Here is a 15,602-nt window from a genome sequence, read left to right as displayed (position 1 = left end):
AGGCACCGGCTGCTGGGCGCGGGTCGGCTGCGCCGGCCGGGCCGGTTGCTGGGCCCGCGTGGGCTGCTGGGCGCGGGTCGCTTCGCCCCGGCGGGCGGCGGGCGCCTGCCGGGGCGGCGGCGCGGCCGGGTCACGGCGGTGAACCCACACTTCGAGGCCGATGATCGCGAGCGCCAGCACGGCCATCGCGATCGCGCCCGGCATGAAGCCGCTCACTCCGCACAGGCCAGCCAGGGCCAGCGCCGGAATGATCGCGCACAGGCTGAACGGATCGATCCGCGACAACGCGTAGCGGGACCTCGGCTGGCCCATCGCGCCACCTCCCGTGGTCGTGTGCGGACGATCAACGACGGAAGTGTACCGGGATGGCGGATCGAGCCTGCCGGATCAGTCCCGGATCACCAGCCGAAGGCCCCAGGCGGCACATTCGGTCACGAACAGGGCGGGCCGGATCAGGCAAACCGGTCATCCGGGCCGTGGACCGCGTCGAGTTCGCGGTGCAGCGCGCGCAGCCCGAGCAGGAGGGCGTGCCGTTCCTCGGCGGTCATCGCGCCGAGCATCCGCTCGTGCCGCTCCTGCCAGGTCCGGCGCAGCCGGGTCGCCGCGGCGGTCCCGTGCCGGGTGATCCGCACCAGGAGGTGGCGCCGGTTGTGCTCGTCGCGGTGGCGGGTGACGAGATGCTTGCGCTCGAGCGCCGAGCACAGGCGGCTGACCCGGCTCTTGTCCAGGCGCAACTGCCCGCTGAGCTGCTGCTGCGTGACCTCGCCGGCGCCGAGCAGTTCGATCAGCACGACGCCCTCGGTCGTGGTCAGCGTGGTCCCGCCCTCGTTCGCCGGCTGCTCACCCTGGGTCGCGACCAGGCGCATGACCCGGGTCAGCAGGCTCTCCAGCGGTTCGGTCTCCGTCACCACGCCTCCACGGTTGATAGACGCAACCGTTGACGGTAGCATCGGTCACAGTTGCCAGTGTCAACCATCTTAGGAGCGGTCATGCACAAGACACTGCACCGGTTCGGTCAGCGGCATATGTTCGCGGACGGGCACTCCTACGACCGGCGCGCCGGGAAGGCCTTCCGTGGTCTGCACCGGCGCGTCGCCGACGACGTGACCGCCGCCGCCCCGCGGGGCGGACTCGTGCTCGACGCGGGCTGCGGCACGGGGTTGCTCGCCGCGCAGATCGCGAACCGGCGGCCCGATCTGCGCGTGCGCGGGGTGGATCTGGAGCGGGGCATGATCGACGTTGCGACCGGGCGCGCCGAGCGGGAAGGGATCGCGGACCGGGTCGAGTTCACCGTGGCCGACCTCGCCGACCTGCCGTTGCCCGCCGGTTCGGTCGATCTGATCGTCTCGACGGCGAGCATGCACCACTGGGCCGACGTGCCCGCCGTCGTGTCGTCCCTGGACCGGGCGCTGCGACCGGAGGGGCAGATGTGGATCTACGACATCCGCTGGGTCCCCGGTGGAAAGGTCCGTGCGGCCTCGGCCAGGGACGGGCGCCGCCTGACGCGGACGATCGTGCGTGCCGGCTCGTTCCCCGTGGCGCTGTTTCAACGCCTCGAAGTCTCCGCGGTTTAGCGCCCGCCAGGGAGGACGTGCTCAACGGGCGCGCGGGCCGGACGGGTGACCACCGCGACGGCGGCCACCAGCACGGCGGCCACCACCGTGAAGAAGACCACCGCGGTGAGCCGGTCCGGATGGATCAGCGGCTGGCCACGCAGCGCCTGCCACAACGCCAGCCCGGTGAGCCCGGCGTAGCCCGCCGCGGCGACGAACACCAGCCGGACGCGGGCGGATCCATCGCGCAGCAAGGGAATCCGCCGCGCGAGCAACGCCAGCGCCAGTGCCAGCAGCGGCACCACCTGCAGGGCGTGAATGCCGACGAAATGGGGGATCCTCAGGTCACCGCCGACGGTGCTCCACCCGGTGACCGCATTGATCGGCCCGCCGTCGGCCACTTCCACCGTATGCCCGCCGATGAGCCCGCCGAAAGTGCCTTCACGCAGCGATTCCCGCTGCGCCCCGGTCGGTCTGGTCATCATGAACGCGATCGCCATGCCGAACAGCGCGATGACGGTGCCCGCGCGGACCGCCCACGTCACCGCGGGATCACCGATCCGGCGCCGCAGCACGAACACCGCACGCACCAGGTTCGCCACCCACAGGACCGTGATCGAGGTGCCCATGATCCCCCACAACGTGGCGTCGAGCGGGGTGGCGACGTTGAAATGGCTGAACCGGCCGCGGATCACCTGGCCGACGATGACCACGTACTCGATCGCGAGCATCGTCGCGATGATCGTCGCTGACGACCGCACGAGACGGGTGCGCGGCAGGTAGGTCGTCAGCCACGCCAGGGTCAGCGCGTAGATCACGATCGACACGGCGAACTTGAAGGGCTTGAGCCAGATCGGGGCCCCACCGAGGATGCGGTCGTCGAGCGCCACCCCGGCGAGCGCGACGAGGATGAACGGCGCGGTCGCCGCGGCGACCAGGATCAGCGGGCGGTGCCAGGCCGGCGGACGGACATCGGTCATGCGCTCAGCATCGCGACGGGCGGGATCGCCGGTGCGGCCCCAGGCTCCCGGACGTCCGGTTCCCTGGGATTTCTGTCTACCGGACACGGTGAACCCGCCCGTACGGTAGGTGTGTGGCCGGGCGGACTGTCGTCGTTGTCGGGTTCGACGGGATCGAGCTGGTCGACGTGGCGTGCGTGACGACGGGATTCGACTACGCCAACCGGATGGGCGCCGATCCGGCCTACGAGGTGCTGTTCGCGACCCCGGCCGGCCGGCCGGTGCACTGCGACTCGGGACTCGAGCTGCACGGCCAGTCCCGCCTCGACGCGGTCGGCGGCCGGATCGACACGCTGGTCGTCTCGGGTGGGCAGGGCCACCGGGCCGCCGCGGCGAACCCGCGCCTGGTCGGCCAGGTCCGGCGGCTGGCCGGGCTTTCGCGGCGGATCGCGTCGGTCTGTACCGGGGCGACGGTGCTGGCCGCCGCGGGCCTGCTCGACGGCCGTCGCGCGACGACGCACTGGTTCGAGGCCGCCCAGTTCGCCGAGCACTACCCGCAGGTGCGGGTCGATCCCGCGCCGATCTACATCCGCGATGGCCCCGTCGCCACGTCCGGTGGGGTCACCGCGGCGGTCGACCTCACGCTCGCGTTCGTCGAGGAGGACCACGGCGCGGAGATCGCCCGGCGGGTCGCCGTGGGCATGGTCACCTATCTGCAGCGGCCGGGAAACCAGGCACAGATGAGCCTGTTCACCAGGATCCCGCGAACCGAGCATGTGGTGGTGCGGCGGGTGATCGACCATGTGGTCAGCCATCTCGACGCCGCGCTGAGCACCGCCGGGCTGGCCGCGCTGGTCAGCGTCAGCGAACGGCACCTGAGCCGGCTGTTCGTCGAGCACGTCGGCCGCACGCCGTGGCAGCTCGTACGCGACGCCCGCCTCGAAGCGGCTTCGCAGCTGCTGGCCGGGACGCGGGAGCCGATGAGCGCGGTCGCCCGGCGATGCGGTTTCGCGTCGGCCGAGTCGCTGCGGCAGACCTTCGTGGCGCGGTTCGGTATCCCGCCGTCACGGTTTCGCGCGGTGCACGCCCCGGCGGGCCTCCGCTAGAACTCGTCGCCGCCGCCGAGCTGGTGTTCGAACGCGTCCGCCCGTGCGACGAGGGATTCCAGCGGGCGCGCGAACTCCTCGCGGATGTCCAGCGATCCGAGCGGCACGGTGTGCTTGATCAGCGCCACCCCGTCGACCACGGCAGCGCCGCCGACCTCGGCCGTGCCGGCCAGCTCGAGCAGGCGGCGCAAGTCGATCTTGTCGGCCCGGCCGACGGCCGAGGAGATCTCCGCCCAGTGCGTACCGTCCTGCCCGGGAAGCAGGTGCACCGTGACCTGCTGGGTGCGCCCGCCCTCGGTGCCGAGCCGGAAGCGCAGCCAGGTGTCGCGCTCTTCGAGCACTTCGTACCGCAGGCGCACGTAGTTGATCACGTCGGTCCACACCCCGTCAGCCATGGCGCAAGCTTAGCGGCGGACTCCGGCTTTCCTGGCGCGTGTCCGGTTCGGCGCGGCCGGCTCCAGGGTGACCCGCGCCAGCGGGGTTTAGGCCGGTACGGTCGCCGGCGGTGCTGCCGCCCCCGTCACGGCAGCCGTCACCAACGTGTCACGTAATCATGTACGTAAATGTCCGTATGACTGTTACGCATGGGCGAGACAATCACCCGATAGAGGGCATTTCGACCGCGTGGTCAACTGTGTGTAGTACGCCTTCGCTGGATCCGGGTCGTCGGTTGATCGCCGTCGCGGGGTCGGCACCGAAGGCGGCTGCCGGTGCACCGCGACCGGGCAGTGGTCCGGTGGCCGCAGTGGTATGGACCAGCTGGGATGGGCGGGCCTTCCCGGCTGCGCCCGGGAAATCTGTGGTGCCCTCGCGCTGCGACGGGCCCAGCGGGTGCGGGAAGCGCGCGAAACCGGCCGCTGGCAACCAGAACCGGGCGCGGAAGGAGATTTACCGGCATCTTTTCCAGCTGCGCCGGGAGAAGAACGGCGTGCAGCAGGTCTAGCCCAGTACGGAGACGTTCGAGTATTCCGTAGGTCGCCGGAATTCCTCTACCGTCTAGCTATGTCAGCCCTGACACCGGTCCCGATCGCGGCGCTGCCGCTGGAGCGGTTCGCGCCCGTGATCGGGGATCCGGCGTATCGCCGGCTCATGGACCGGTTCGCACGCGGGCGGGATCTCCTCGGCGGCCACGCGATGTGGAACGTGAACTCCACCGCGCGCGGCGGTGGCGTGGCCGAGATGCTCGTGTCACTGCTCGCCTACGGGCGAGGAGCCGGGATCGACGCGCGCTGGGAGGTCATCCGCGGTGACGAAGCCTTCTTCACCGTTACCAAACGGATCCACAACCATCTGCATGGCGCGGCCGGGGACGGCCGGCCGCTGGACGGCGAAGCGCGGGCGGTGTACGAGGCGGTGACCCGCGCCGCGGGGGAGGATCTGGCGAACCGCATCGTGCCCGGGGATGTCGTGTTGCTGCACGACCCGCAGACGGTCGGCATGATCCCCGTGCTCAAACGGCTCGGCGTCCCCGTCGTCTGGCGCTGCCACGTCGGCATCGACGATCCGGACGGGCTCACCCGCCGGGCATGGGGGTTCCTCCGCGACTACGTGCGGCAGGCCGACGCCTACGTGTTCTCCCGCAGGCAATACGTGTGGGGCGATCTCGACCCCGCCAAGACGGTGCTCATCGCTCCGTCGATCGACGCGTTCTCGGCGAAGAACCAGGAGCTGTCCCAGGCCCAGGTCTCCGGGATCCTCTCCGCCGCGGGCCTGCAGGACTCGGACCCGGCGGTCGACGGCGACGCGTCCTTCGCACGTCTGGACACCTCGCCCGGGCGTGTCGAGCGCCCCGCCGAGGCAGACCAAGGCCGTCCCCTGCGCCCGGACGACGTGATGGTGCTGCAGGTCTCCCGCTGGGACGGGTTGAAGGATCCACTCGGCGTGATCGACGGTTTCGTACGCCATGTCCTCCCGAATTCGAAGGCACATCTGGTCTACGCCGGTCCGTCCGTCGAGGCGATCGCGGACGACCCCGAAGGCAGGAGCGTCCTCGCGGCCGCGCGTGAATACTACGGCGCGCTTTCGGACGAGGCGCGCGAGCGCGTCCATCTCGTGACGTTGCCGATGACCGATCTCGAAGAGAACGCCGCGGTCGTGAACGCCCTCCAGCGCCGGGCGCACGTGGTGGTGCAGAAGTCGATCGCGGAGGGCTTCGGGCTCACCGTGGCCGAGGCGATGTGGAAGTCCCGGCCGGTGGTGGCCAGCCGGATCGGCGGGATCCAGGACCAGATCGAGGACGGGCGCTCCGGCTGGCTGGTCGGCCCGCGGGACCTGGCCGCCTATGGGAACGCGGTCGTCCGGCTGGCCGGCGACCCCCGTGCCGCGGCCGCGATGGGCGGGCTGGCCCGGCTCCGTGTCCGCGGCGGTTACCTGGGGTCACGGTCGCTGCTGCAGTACATCGCGCTGTTCGAACGCCTGCTCCTCGGCGAAGGGGCGCCCGCGGAGGTATCCGCGCCCGCCGGCTACGCCTAGCGTGAGGGCCACTGGCGCGATGAGTCTCGTCCTGGCAGGCGGTCTGTATCTGCGAGACCCGGTCAACCGTGCAAGGAGAGGACCATGACCGCTACCTACACCTTCGACGTCTTTTCCAGCCTCGACGGCTTCGGCTCGGCCGGCGGCAACTGGACCGGCTACTGGGGCAGGCAAGGCCCCGAGTTGCTCGACCACCGCCTCGCCCTGTACGACGAGGAGCAGCGGATGGTCTTCGGGGCCAACACGTACCGGCTGTTCGTGCAGATGCTGGCCTCCAGCACCGCGGAGTCCGAGGTCCGTGACCCGTGGGTCACCCGGATGACGACCCTGCCGGCCACGGTGGTCTCGACCACGCTGAAAGGACCCCTCGACTGGGCGGACGGCACCATCGCGAACGGCGATGCCGTCGACGTCGTCGCCCGGCTCAAGGAGGAGTCCGGCCTGCCGTTGCGCTCGCACGGCAGCCTGTCGATGAACCGGGCGCTGATGGCCGCCGGCTTGGTCGACCGCGTCCAGGTGACGCTCTTCCCCGTGATCACCGGTCAGACCGGACGAGACCCGATCTTCCAGGGCGCGGCCGACTTCGACCTCGAGCTGATCGAGCACCGGACGCTCGACGGCCATCTCCAGGAGCTCATCTACCGGCCCACCCTGCACGTCTGAGCCAATTCGCTCGACCGGCGCGGTTGGCGGTGCCAGGGTGCGGTGGTGGACGACGCCGATGCCATGCAGGCCCACTACGCGCTAGGGCAGGAGCGTGACCGGCTCATCACCAGGGCGCGGGGCGTGCTGGAAGCCGTGCGCACCAAGGAGATCGCGCTGCGCCACCTGCCGGACCCGCCCGCGACGATCGCCGACATCGGTGGCGGGCCGGGACACAACGCCGTGTGGCTCGCCGGCCTCGGCTACCGCGTCGAGCATCGCGATCTCATGCCGTTGCACGTCGCGCAGCCGCGCGAGGAGTGCCGCCGCGAGATACGTACCGCCGTCGCGGACGCGCGCGATCTCGACCTGGCTGACGCGTCGGTGGATGCGGTACTGCTCCTCGGGCCGCTCTACCACCTTCGCCGGCGTGAAGATCGCCTCCGGGCGCTCGGGGAAGCCAGGCGCGTCGTGCGCCCGGGCGGTCCGGTGCTGGTGGCCGCGATTTCGCGGTGGGCGCCGAGGCTGGACGGCGAACTCCGCCTGCGCCTGTACGAGCGGTACCCGCAGGTCCGTGCCGAGACCACGCGCGTGGAGCGGACGGGCTGGCTGCCGCCGCTGTTTCCCGGCTCCTTCACCGGCTACTGCCACCGGCCGCGGCAGCTGCGCGCCGAGCTGCGCGATGCCGGGCTCTCGGTGCTGGACCTGGTCGCGGTCGAAGGAATGGCCTTCATGCTCGCCGATCTGGACGAGCGGATGAACGATCCGCGGGCGCGCGAGGTCGTACTGGACGCAGCGCGCGCCCTCGAGCGCGTCCCCGAACTGCTCGGTGCCGGCGGGCACCTGCCGGCCGTCGCGAAACGCCTCAACTGAGCATCCGCACCGCGAGGACGGCGACCACCGCACTCGACGCGAACCCGGTGATCAGCCGCCCGCGCGCGCCCGTGAGCATCCTGCCGAGCAGGGCCCCGCCACCGGCGAGGACGAGTTGCCAGCTCGCCGACGCGAGGAAGGCCGCGGCGACGAACACCCCCTTGGCGGTGACGTCCGCGCGGTTACCGAGGACCACCGCGACGAAGTAGATGATCGTGGTGGGATTGACCAGCGTCATCGCGACGAGCGTCGCGTACGCGCGCGCCGCGCCCATCGGCGGCGGTTGTGCTGCTGTCGCGCGGTACCGGCGGAGCGCGCAGACGGTGATCCGCACGGCCACCACGATGAGGATCGCGGCCGCAATCCAGCGCAGCACGCCTGCGACCGGGGCGATGACGCGGGCCAGCGCGCCGCCGCCGAGTACGGCCGCCAGCGCGTACACCCCGTCGACGGTCGCGACACCGAGCGCCGCGGCGAAGCCGACGCGCCATGAGGTCCGGGCGGTCAGGCTGGTGAGATAGGCGCCCACGGCGCCCACCGGGATCGCGATCCCGTACCCGGCCAGCAGCCCCGCGACGATCGCGGCCGTCACGGCAGGAGCGCGCCGTGCCTCCTGGCCTGGACCTGCTGCTGCTGGCCGCCGAAGACGCGGGCCGGCAGGACAGGAGCGGGGAGGATCACGGTCATGGCGCGATCCTCCCGGCCCGGTCGCTTTCGCCGCAAGCGATTTACTAATCCGACCAAAGGTAGGCGGACCCCGAGCAGTACGTAACCGTTGTACGCAAGCCGGACAGCCGTGACTGTGGTCGGATTAGTAACTAACGGCTCAGTATGGGAGCGCGATCCCGTGTACTACCCCGTTCTGGTCACCGACGACGAGTGTGCCGTCCGCGATCACCGGGCGGCCGAAGGTGTAGACGAGGCTGTGCTGCAGCCAGCCGAGCCGCACACCGTCCGCGAGCCGCACGCCGATCAGCTTGCCGTCGACCGAGGCTACCCAGGCGGTCCTGTCGGCGACGACCACCCCGGCATTGAACACCCGGACCGCGAGATCGGTCTGCCACAGCGTCTTCCCGGTCTGAAGGTCCACTTTGGTCAGAACGCCCCACTCGGTGGTCAGCAGCGCGGCGCCTTCGACCAGGACCGCCGGGGCGTACATGGTGCTGCCGGACACGGTCCACCGTACGGCGCCGGTCGCCGCGTCGAGCGCGGTCGACTGCGACACCGTCGCCACGATGACCACGCCGCCGCCGACGGCGACCACGCAGTCCCATCCGCTGTAGAGCAACACGCGGTGCGGTACACCGGACACCATCTGGTTCGCCCAAACCGGCTCGCCCGTCGCGGCGTCGTGCGCGCGGGCGTACCCGTCCGCCGCAGCGGTATAGACCATCTGGCCGTCACCGGCCGGCTGGCCGGAGGAGAACCCGCGGTCCGGTACCGTCCACAGAGGACGTCCAGTTGCCGCGGTCAGCGCGAAAAGCCCTTGCCCGGCCGAGAAGACGACCTGCTCCCTGCCGCCGACCGTGCGCACGTCCGGGGTGCTGAGCACGGGCGCGCCGGCGTCGAACCGCCACCGTTGCCGCCCGGTCGCCGCGTCCACCGCGTACAGATGGTGGTCCGCGGACGGCACGAACAGGGTGCGGCCCGCCGCGTCCACAGCGGGTCGGCGGTAGACCGGGCCCAGCCGCGTTTGCCATCGTTGGCGCCGCCCGTCGATCGTGACCAGGTCGCCCGCGGTGGACGCGGCGGCGACCGTGCCGCGCGCGATCGGCGTGATGCCGCCCTGCACCGAACCGGGCAGCTGGTGGCTCCAGCGCTCGACCGGATCCGAGGCCGTCCCGGGCACGGCGTAGCTGGCGATGTCTCGCCACCACGAGCCGTCCTCGGCGAGCACCTGCACCTCCAGCCGCTGCTCGCCCGGCGCGAGCGCGGACACGTCCACCGAAGCCGACCAGCGGTTCGGCCCGGCGCTTGCCAGCGGCTGCCAGACCGGGGTCCGGGTGCCGCCGAAGATCGTCTGCGGATAGGGCTGCACGGAGACGCTGACCGGGGTCGCGTCCGGGCGCGTCGCCACCGCGACCGGCAGCGCGCCACCGGACACCTTGCCGAGGCGGACGTCCGTGGGGCGCTGCGGGACGCCGGGGCCGGTACCGGCCAGCGGCATCGTCGCGTACGGTTCCTCCAGGTCCGTGCCGTCCGCCCGCACGGTCACCCGGGTCACCTCCAGCACCGGGCTGCCGTCGCCGGCCGGCTGCGCCCAGTAGTAGACGGGCCCGTTGAGCACCGCCTTCAGCCCGACCTGGGTCAAGCCGTTGAACCGGGCGATGTCCTCGCGGTGGATGTGCCCGACGAACAGGCCGCGCACGCCGTACCGGGCGAGCAGGTCGAGCGCGGCGGGCTGATCGTCGACGAAGTAGAACGTGTTGCCCATCGGGTAGTGCTGGAACAGGACCGCCGGGGTGCCCGGCCGCAGGCGGCGCAGGTCGCGCTCGAGCCAGTCCAGGTTGCCCTGGCCGTAGTGGCCGGGTTCCTGCAGAACCTGCGTGGGGTCGAAGCCGATGAAGTGCACGCCGCCGGAGTCGAACGAGTACGGTGCCGGGCCGAAATGCGCGTGGTAGAGCTCTTTGGCCGAGGCGTCCCAGCGCATCTCGTGGTTGCCGGGGGAGTAGTGGATCCGGCCGCGCAGCGAGTCCGGGATCGTCCGGCCGTACTGGACGTACTCGTCCGCCAGCCCGGAGTCGGTGATGTCGCCGCAGTGCAGGACGAAATCCGGGTCGCGCCTGGCCAGCGAGGCGTTGGCCGCGCCTAGGTAGGTGGTCGAGGCCGGGCTGGTCGTGTTGACGTGCGTGTCCGAGATCAGGCCGAACCGCGGCCCGGCGCCCGGGCGCCGGGAGGGCACTTCGGCTTCCGCGGGTGCGGCGCCGAGCAGTGAGGCCAGCCCGGTCGTGGCGAGCGTCGCCCCGGCGAGGCCGAGGAAGCCCCGCCGGTCGAGCCCGGCGTGCGAGCACGGTTCGTCCTGACGTCTGCCGGTCATCTGTGTCTTACCTCCAGGGGACGGGGATGCCCCGCGAGTCTCGTCGGCGCGGATGACGCGGCGTTTGCGCTGGTTGTTTACCTGGCTGAACTGGAGGTATCGAGCGCGGGGCGGCGGGCATATGAAGGCTGCCTACTCATCGAGGAAGCTCCCGACGATCCGGGCGAACTCCTGCCAGGCCTGCCGCTGGGTGCGCACGGCGACCCGGCCCCGGCCGGTCAACTGGTACGTGCGGCGGTTACGGCCGCCGTAGACGGAGTTGTGGCTGCTGATCGAACCGCCGGCCTCCAGCCGGTGCAAAGCCGGATAGACGCTGCCACTGGGCACCCGCAGCGCCCCGCCGCTGCGGGCCCGCAGGGCCTCGATGATCCCGTACCCGTGCAACGGCCCGCGTTCGAGCACCGCGAGGATCAGCGTGTCCAGATGCCCGCGCAGGATGTCGGGTTCGGTGAGCGGGCGGGCGGCGGTGCGCGTGCGCGCCCGGGCCGGGAGACCTTGCAGGGGACGCGTGGTGAGATCCAATGTGGACACTTCGGCGGCCAGCCGGATGGCCGCGGGCTCCGGGGCGCGCCCGCCGGACAGCCGGTCCAGGCCGAGCAGCGCCGCCCCGAGCACCGGAGGTGCCGAGACCAGCACGATCCCGATGCGCAGCCCCCGCCCGGCCAGTCCGCGTTCGATCCCGGCGAGGAGCAGCGGATGCCCGCCCGCGAGCACCGAACCGCCCAGCACGAGGGGGATCCGGTCGAGGTTCAACCGCGCGCAGGTGACCGCGACCATGCGGACCACCTCACCGGCCAGGCGTTCGACCACGCTCATCGCGAGTTCGTCGCCGGACCCGGCCACCTCGAACAACACCGGCGGCAGGACGGTCGCCAGGTCAGCGGCGAGCTTCCCGGCATGCACGGCCTCGACGACGGCCCGCACGTTCGCCGTGCCGAGCCGCTCGCAGACGGCCTTCCGCAGCGCCGTTTCCGGCCCCCGCCCGTCCTCCGCGCGCACCGCGTGCCAGAGCATCTCGGACGCCAGGTCCCGCCCGCCGCCCCAGTCCCCGCTGAGCCTGCCCAGCGCGGGGAAGCGGCTGGTGCGGCCGTCCGAAGTCACCCCGACGCAGTTGATCCCGGTGCCGCACACGACCGCGACCGCGTCCGGCGCGGTGGTTCCGGCGCGCAGCAGCGCGAAGGTGTCGTTTTCCACCAGCGTGTCCGGGGCCCAGCCTGCCGCCGCGACCGCACGATCCAGAGCCTCGATCTCGGCCGGCAGGTCCGCTCCGGCCAGGAACACCGCGGCGTGGCGGATCTCCACCGGCTCGGTGAGCTCCGCCCGGACCTGGCGGACCGCGGCGCCGATCCCGGTGATGGACGCGTCGAGCCCGAGCTTGTGCGGGGGCAGGCCGTCCACGCGCCGGTGCCCGAGTACGCGGCCGTCTTCGGCGGCGATCAGTACGTCGGTCTTCGTGCCACCGCCATCGACGGCGAGCACGGCTCTCATCGCGCCCAGGCCAGATGGTCGCGGTTCGCCGCGAGAAGGTCGTCGGTCAGCCGGTCGGCGAGGTGGGCCTGGCCCACGAGCGGATGTGCCAGCAGCGCCCGGAAAACGCGTTCGCGACCGCCGTGCAGCGCGGCTTCGACGGCCAGTTCTTCGTAGGCGGCGACGTGGGTCACCAGCCCGGCGTAGAGCGGATCGGGTGGCGCGGTGGGGACCGCGACCGGACCGCTGGCGGTGACGCGGGCAGGCACCTCGATCACCGCTTCGCCGGGCAGGGTCGGGAACAGGCCGTGGTTGCGCAGGTTCACCGTCCGCACCTCGCCGGTGTCGCCGTGCAGGGCGGCGAGCAGTTCGACCGCCGCCTCCGAGTAGAACGCCCCGCCCCGGCGCCGCAGCTCCTCGGGTTTGGTGTCCAAAGTGGAGTCGGCATACCGGGCGAGCAGTTCGCGTTCGACCTCGGCCACCTGTGTGGCCCGCGGCACGCTTTCGAGTAGTTCCGCGACCACCGGATCGTGCTGGTAGTAGTACCGCAGGTAGTAGGACGGGATCACGCCAAGGCGGCGGATCAGCTCGATGGGCAGTTTCGTCTGCCGCTCGATGAGCGCGCCGTGTTCGGCCAGGAGCGAGGGGAGGATGTCCGTGCCGTCGAGGCGTACCGAGCGTTCCCAGCTCAGGTGATTCAGGCCCACGTGGTCGAGGCTGATCCGGTGTGCGGGCACGCCGAGCCCGGCCGCGATCGCGCGCTGGAACCCGATGGCCACGTTGCACAGCCCGACGGCACGATGCCCGGCGTCGAGCAGCGCGCGGGTCACGATGCCGACCGGGTTGGTGAAATCGACGAGCCACGCGCCGGGCGCCGCGAGCTCACGCGCCTTTGCGGCGATGCGGAGAACTTCGGGCACGGTGCGCAGCGCCTTCGCGAGCCCGCCGGCGCCAGTCGTCTCCTGGCCGACGCATCCGCACGCGAGCGGGAACGTCTCGTCGGACAGCCGCGCGGCCTGCCCGCCGATACGCAGCTGGATGAGCACGAACTGGGCACCGGCGAGCCCGGCCTCGAGTTCGGTCGTCCACGTGACGGCTCCCGGATGCCCCTCGCGCGCGAACATGCGCCTGCCGAGCGGGCCGATGTCCGCGAGCCGGCCGGCCGCCGGATCGATCAGGACGAGTTCGCTGACCTCGAGGGTGCCGCGCATCCGGGCGAGACCGTCGACGAGTTCGGGGGTGTAGGTGGAACCGCCGCCGACGACCGCGATCTTCATGAGAGGGCCTTCTCCCTGCTCGGGTAGGCGAGGAACATCAGGAAGGCCAGGACCAGGATCCCCATCGGAATCCCGCCGATCAGCAGCCGGACTCCGGTTTGGACGGTGTGCGGCTGGACGGCCAGCGACGCGTCGTATCCGCTGCGGGGCAGCACGAACCCCATGATCAGCGCCTGCACCGAGACCGACCAGCGCACGATGAAACCGTTGACCCCCAGGTACATCCCTTCGCGGCGCACCCCGGTGCGCGCGGCGTCCACGTCGATCACCTCGGCGAGTAGGATGTCCAGCAGCACGAGCATCCCGGCCACCGCGATCCCGGTGGCGGCCGCGGTCAGCAACGCCGAGACCAGATCGGACACCAGCAGGAACGGGGCCGAGGCGAGCAGGTACACCGCGACCGTGGCGAGGATGGCCTTCTTCGCGCCGAACCGGCGGATCACCGCGCCCCAGACGTAGACCATCGGGACGGCGACCACGAAGATCGTGCCCAGCAGCAGGGAAACCATGGTGGCGCTGGGGTTTCCGAGGACGTACTTGGCGAAGAAGGCGATGCTCGCCTGCAGCAGCGCCACGCACAGCTGCAGCAGGAAGCTGCCGATCACGTAGACCAGGAAGGCCCGGTTCGCGAAGGTGTGGCGGATCGCCGCGAAGAACGAGAACGGCGCGGTCTCGCTTTGCCTTCGCTCGACCGAGCCGGTGAGCGCGACAGTGAACCCGAGTACGGTCAGCACCGCGAGCACGATGCCCATTCCGGACCAGCCGAGCGCGCCGTAGAGCACCGGCGCGGCGCCGACCCCGAGGATCATGCCGACGATCGCGAACATCTGCCGCCACGCGGCGCCCGCCGCGCGTTCGGCACGGGTCACGAACATTTCCGGGAAGATCGCGCCGTAGTTGAGCACCACGAGGACGAACAGGACGTCGTAAACCAGCACGACGAGCAGGAAGTACCAGAACAGCGAAGAGGATCCGCTCACCGGCGGCGTCCAGATCAGCGTGAACGCCGCGGCGAGCGGAACCATGCCGAACAGGATGTAGGGCACGCGGCGGCCCCACCGGCTGCGCGTGCGGTCGGACAGGTGCCCGAACAGCGGGTTGAGCACCGCGTTGAACACGCCGTGGATCGCCATCGCCAGCGCGATCAGCGAGGGGCTCGCCTTGAGCTGGTCGTCGTAGTAGAAGACGGCGAGCGTGGCGAAGGTCTGCGCGATCAGGTTGACCGAGAAGTTCCCGGCGCCGAAACCGACGATCTGTCGCTTGTGGAGGGTGGGCGGCGCGGCCGCCTGCTCGACGGTCACCGGCCCTGCCCTCGCTGCAGAGCACGCAGTTCGCGCCAGCCGATGCGCGCGACGCCGGCGTCGGCGATCGCCTGGTGCAGTTCGGGGTCCTGCAACATGGCCAGCTCGTGCCCGCGTTTCGCGTAGTCGGGACTGATCTCGCGCAGCTCGCCGGTCACTTCGAACGGGTGGAGGTAGATCTCGGTGACGCCCGGCTCGACTGCTTTGATCAGGGTGATCATGTCCTGCTTGACCGATTCGTACGTGTCGCCGGGCGAGGAACCGAATTCGTACGTCCACACGTAGTCCGGCACCACCACGCCGAGTTCGTCCGCGTAGGCGCAGCGTTCGTCGACCAGATGCTGTGCCGCCGAGGCGACCTCGGGCGCGATCGTGACGCCACGCAGATCCGCGATCCTGGGCAGCCGGAACGGCAGCCCGTGGCGCGCGCAGGCGTCCAGCGCGAGGCGCAGGAAATCGCGGCCGGTTTCGAGGCCGTAGAGGCTGCCCATGTGGTTGTCGGCGTGTGTCGGGTCGAGCCCGAGCGCGACGGCCTTCGCGAGCTGTGCCTCGATTTCCGCACGCACGTGCTCCGGTTCGGCTTGCCGCTCGAAGCTGGCGCAGTCGCGGGGAAAGTAGCCTGCTTCGTCGACGAGGCTGCCCGGCGCGCCGACGGGTCCCCAGCGGTATCGCTCCCATTCGCTGGTGAAGACCAGGTGTACGCCCACGTCGAACGCGGCGGCCATCGACGCCGCGGCGGGCGCCCAGGCGCACGGCGTCATCAGCGTGGCCGAGCTGATCCCGCCTGCCGCCAGGAGCTTGTGGATCCCGCGATTGGCGGAACGGCACATGCCGAAGTCGTCGGCGTTGACGATCAGGAGCCGGTCGCCGGCCGCGTAGCCGAGCCGGCGGTTGAGCTCGGAGGGTGCGGGCATG

At 71.2% G+C, this 15,602-nt stretch carries 15 protein-coding genes; 5 read left to right on the top strand and 10 right to left on the bottom strand.

Features of this window, described 5'->3' with window-relative positions:
- The coding region (locus FG385_RS29680) for a hypothetical protein (RefSeq protein ID WP_200834724.1) at positions 1-312 on the bottom strand (312 nt) is incomplete at its 3' end.
- Between the two features lie 140 nt (positions 313-452).
- The gene (locus FG385_RS29675; protein ID WP_160148919.1) at positions 453-908 is read right to left on the bottom strand and encodes a MarR family winged helix-turn-helix transcriptional regulator; all 456 of its coding nucleotides are present in this window, start codon (positions 906-908) and stop codon (positions 453-455) included.
- A gap of 81 nt (positions 909-989) precedes the next feature.
- On the opposite strand from FG385_RS29675, the gene FG385_RS29670 reads away from it, so the two are divergent.
- Complete coding sequence (locus FG385_RS29670) at positions 990-1,574, top strand: class I SAM-dependent methyltransferase (protein ID WP_139100113.1); 585 nt, start codon at positions 990-992, stop codon at positions 1,572-1,574.
- Here FG385_RS29670 and FG385_RS29665 read toward each other — a convergent pair.
- The gene (locus tag FG385_RS29665) at positions 1,571-2,533 is read right to left on the bottom strand and encodes a hypothetical protein (protein ID WP_139100112.1); all 963 of its coding nucleotides are present in this window, start codon (positions 2,531-2,533) and stop codon (positions 1,571-1,573) included. The two genes, FG385_RS29670 and FG385_RS29665, sit on opposite strands and share 4 nt — an antisense overlap.
- 113 nt (positions 2,534-2,646) lie before the next feature.
- Here FG385_RS29665 and FG385_RS29660 point away from each other — a divergent pair, with 113 nt between their 5' ends.
- Complete coding sequence (locus tag FG385_RS29660) at positions 2,647-3,618, top strand: GlxA family transcriptional regulator (RefSeq protein WP_139100111.1); 972 nt, start codon at positions 2,647-2,649, stop codon at positions 3,616-3,618.
- On the opposite strand, the gene FG385_RS29655 is transcribed toward FG385_RS29660, so the two are convergent.
- A complete protein-coding gene (locus tag FG385_RS29655; RefSeq protein WP_139100110.1) occupies positions 3,615-4,013 on the bottom strand; it encodes a hypothetical protein in 399 nt (132 codons plus the stop codon). The genes FG385_RS29660 and FG385_RS29655 overlap by 4 nt on opposite strands.
- Positions 4,014-4,620: 607 nt before the next feature.
- Here FG385_RS29655 and FG385_RS29650 point away from each other — a divergent pair.
- The 3 genes from FG385_RS29650 to FG385_RS29640 all read left to right on the top strand — a co-directional run bounded on the left by FG385_RS29650 (position 4,621) and on the right by FG385_RS29640 (position 7,605).
- Positions 4,621-6,090, top strand: a complete 1,470-nt coding sequence (locus FG385_RS29650; protein ID WP_139100109.1) for a glycosyltransferase — start codon at positions 4,621-4,623, stop codon at positions 6,088-6,090.
- 84 nt (positions 6,091-6,174) lie between these two features.
- Positions 6,175-6,753 carry a dihydrofolate reductase family protein gene (locus FG385_RS29645; protein WP_139100108.1) on the top strand — a complete coding sequence of 193 codons (579 nt, stop codon included), beginning with the start codon at positions 6,175-6,177 and terminating at the stop codon, positions 6,751-6,753.
- 45 nt (positions 6,754-6,798) lie between these two features.
- Entirely contained in the window at positions 6,799-7,605 is an 807-nt protein-coding gene (locus FG385_RS29640; RefSeq protein WP_139100107.1) for a class I SAM-dependent methyltransferase, read from the top strand.
- On the opposite strand, the gene FG385_RS29635 is transcribed toward FG385_RS29640, so the two are convergent.
- The 6 genes from FG385_RS29635 to FG385_RS29610 all read right to left on the bottom strand — a co-directional run bounded on the left by FG385_RS29635 (position 7,598) and on the right by FG385_RS29610 (position 15,601).
- On the bottom strand, positions 7,598-8,197 hold the full coding sequence (locus FG385_RS29635; protein WP_139100106.1) for a LysE/ArgO family amino acid transporter: 600 nt from the start codon (positions 8,195-8,197) through the stop codon (positions 7,598-7,600). The two genes, FG385_RS29640 and FG385_RS29635, sit on opposite strands and share 8 nt — an antisense overlap.
- Before the next feature lie 234 nt (positions 8,198-8,431).
- Positions 8,432-10,642 (bottom strand): outer membrane protein assembly factor BamB family protein, encoded by a 2,211-nt coding sequence (locus FG385_RS29630; protein WP_139100105.1) that lies wholly within the window; start codon positions 10,640-10,642, stop codon positions 8,432-8,434.
- A gap of 132 nt (positions 10,643-10,774) precedes the next feature.
- Positions 10,775-12,130, bottom strand: a complete 1,356-nt coding sequence (locus tag FG385_RS35485) for a BadF/BadG/BcrA/BcrD ATPase family protein (protein WP_160148918.1) — start codon at positions 12,128-12,130, stop codon at positions 10,775-10,777.
- Positions 12,127-13,386, bottom strand: coding sequence for a 6-phospho-beta-glucosidase (locus tag FG385_RS29620; RefSeq protein WP_139100104.1), 1,260 nt, complete (start codon positions 13,384-13,386; stop codon positions 12,127-12,129). Before FG385_RS29620 ends, FG385_RS35485 begins: the two co-directional genes overlap by 4 nt.
- On the bottom strand, positions 13,383-14,687 hold the full coding sequence (locus FG385_RS29615; protein WP_139100103.1) for an MFS transporter: 1,305 nt from the start codon (positions 14,685-14,687) through the stop codon (positions 13,383-13,385). Before FG385_RS29615 ends, FG385_RS29620 begins: the two co-directional genes overlap by 4 nt.
- Entirely contained in the window at positions 14,684-15,601 is a 918-nt protein-coding gene (locus tag FG385_RS29610; RefSeq protein WP_139100102.1) for a polysaccharide deacetylase family protein, read from the bottom strand. The genes FG385_RS29615 and FG385_RS29610 overlap by 4 nt, the downstream gene beginning before the upstream one ends.
- Between the last annotated feature and the right edge of the window lies 1 nt (position 15,602).

The sequence above is a fragment of the Amycolatopsis alkalitolerans genome (genome assembly GCF_006152065.1).
In the GTDB taxonomy this organism is placed as follows: Bacteria; Actinomycetota; Actinomycetes; order Mycobacteriales; family Pseudonocardiaceae; genus Amycolatopsis_E; species Amycolatopsis_E alkalitolerans.
Note: the sequence above shows the minus strand (reverse complement) of the source record. Positions and strands in the feature narration are given on the sequence as shown.

Excerpts from the sequence above, each read along its gene's own strand:
- FG385_RS29645 (WP_139100108.1), top strand. The coding sequence starts at position 6,175 with ATGACCGCTACCTACACCTTCGACGTCTTTTCCAGCCTCGACGGCTTC.
- FG385_RS29620 (WP_139100104.1), bottom strand. The coding sequence starts at position 13,386 with ATGAAGATCGCGGTCGTCGGCGGCGGTTCCACCTACACCCCCGAACTC.
- FG385_RS29655 (WP_139100110.1), bottom strand. The coding sequence starts at position 4,013 with ATGGCTGACGGGGTGTGGACCGACGTGATCAACTACGTGCGCCTGCGG.
- FG385_RS29650 (WP_139100109.1), top strand. The coding sequence starts at position 4,621 with ATGTCAGCCCTGACACCGGTCCCGATCGCGGCGCTGCCGCTGGAGCGG.
- FG385_RS35485 (WP_160148918.1), bottom strand. The coding sequence starts at position 12,130 with ATGAGAGCCGTGCTCGCCGTCGATGGCGGTGGCACGAAGACCGACGTA.
- FG385_RS29670 (WP_139100113.1), top strand. The coding sequence starts at position 990 with ATGCACAAGACACTGCACCGGTTCGGTCAGCGGCATATGTTCGCGGAC.
- FG385_RS29610 (WP_139100102.1), bottom strand. The coding sequence starts at position 15,601 with ATGCCCGCACCCTCCGAGCTCAACCGCCGGCTCGGCTACGCGGCCGGC.
- FG385_RS29630 (WP_139100105.1), bottom strand. The coding sequence starts at position 10,642 with ATGACCGGCAGACGTCAGGACGAACCGTGCTCGCACGCCGGGCTCGAC.
- FG385_RS29665 (WP_139100112.1), bottom strand. The coding sequence starts at position 2,533 with ATGACCGATGTCCGTCCGCCGGCCTGGCACCGCCCGCTGATCCTGGTC.